The organism is Porcipelethomonas ammoniilytica, from assembly GCF_025567485.1.
Classification (GTDB): Bacteria; Bacillota; Clostridia; order Oscillospirales; family Ruminococcaceae; genus Porcipelethomonas; species Porcipelethomonas ammoniilytica.
Genome location: NZ_JAOQKH010000072.1, coordinates 1 through 1,342 on the forward strand (window position 1 = coordinate 1; position 1,342 = coordinate 1,342).

2 protein-coding genes are annotated in these 1,342 nt (G+C 29.1%); both read right to left on the reverse strand.

Annotated elements, in window-relative coordinates:
• Positions 1 to 612 (reverse strand): leucine-rich repeat protein (locus tag OCV67_RS13270; RefSeq protein ID WP_147644401.1); only part of this gene is annotated, 612 nt, incomplete at its 3' end.
• Between the two features lie 26 nt (positions 613 to 638).
• Positions 639 to 1,342 (reverse strand): leucine-rich repeat domain-containing protein (locus OCV67_RS13275; protein WP_147644402.1); only part of this gene is annotated, 704 nt, incomplete at its 5' end.

The following is a 1,342-nucleotide window of genomic DNA, read 5'->3' on the forward strand; positions in this document are numbered from 1 at the left end:
AACAGATGAGCTTGTTGCCGTATTTGAAACAGCAGTTGTTTGTGTTGTTACAACTGTTGTTTCAGTTGTTGTTATATCCGTAGTAACAGGAGTGGTAGTTGTTACAGGCTCGTCATCAAGGGCTATAAAGGTAAACCTGTTTTGAAGCGCATATGTTTCGGCGGCTGTTCCTTTATAGCCTTTTATAATAAAATCATCCATTCTATAAAAGGCAATGTATGTTTCCGAGCTTCCACATACTGGTACCAGTTTCATCTCATAACCTAAAGCATGTTCACCTATATTTTGAACATTTCTTGGGATTGTAATTTCTTTTATATTTTCACAACTTAAGACAGCCTCTTTTTCAATTGTAACAAGTGTCTCTGGCAATGTTATGCTTGTAAAACGAGAACTCAATACAAATGTTCTGTTAGCTATTGTTGTAACTGGATATCCTTCTATTTTAGATGGAATTATATTATCTCCAAAATGCCCTCCTATAATTTTAACTTCATTTTTTTCTATAATATACTGAAACTCTTCTTCTAAATCTTCAATTGCAATTACATTAAAACATCCAATTATCATAGTAATACATATTGATAAAATGGAAAAAAATATTTTTTTCATATATAAAATCCTTTCACACTTAATATTTAAAATGTTTTTATTCTTTCAGTTTTTATATCATAAAAAATGCTATTATTTCCATCATTATCAATATAATTATTTTTAGCTGATTCCAGAACATATATAGTCACATTATTGCAATTCAAAAACATATAATAATCATATTCAAAATCAGATTTTCTATTAAAAGTAAATGTGCCAATCTTTGTAAACCAACACTTATTAAATGCATAAGCTTCTATTTTTTTTACACTAGCAGGAATTTGTACATCTCCTATATTCTGGCAATTATTAAATGCATACGATCCAATTTCCTCAACACCATCCGAAATAGTCACATTTTTTAATTTTCTGCATTCATTAAATGCATATGTTTCAATTCTTTTAACGCTTGAAGGAATATTTACCGTTTCCAAATCTGTTGCAGCGAATGCTGCCCAACCAATTTTTTCAACACCTTCCGAAATTGTTACACTTTTCAGGTAAGGACAGTCACTAAACGCATTACTTTCAATATTCTTTACTCCTCCAGGTATTACTATGTTATTTAAACCACAATTTTTAAATGCAAATTTATTTATTTTAATAACACTTTGGGGAATATTTACTTCTGAAAGATTTGTGCAATTTTCAAAAGTGTTTGTAAAAATATATTTTACATTCGGTATATCTATTTTTTCTAAACTGCAATTATAAAATGCACCCATTCCAATGCTTTCTATATTATCAG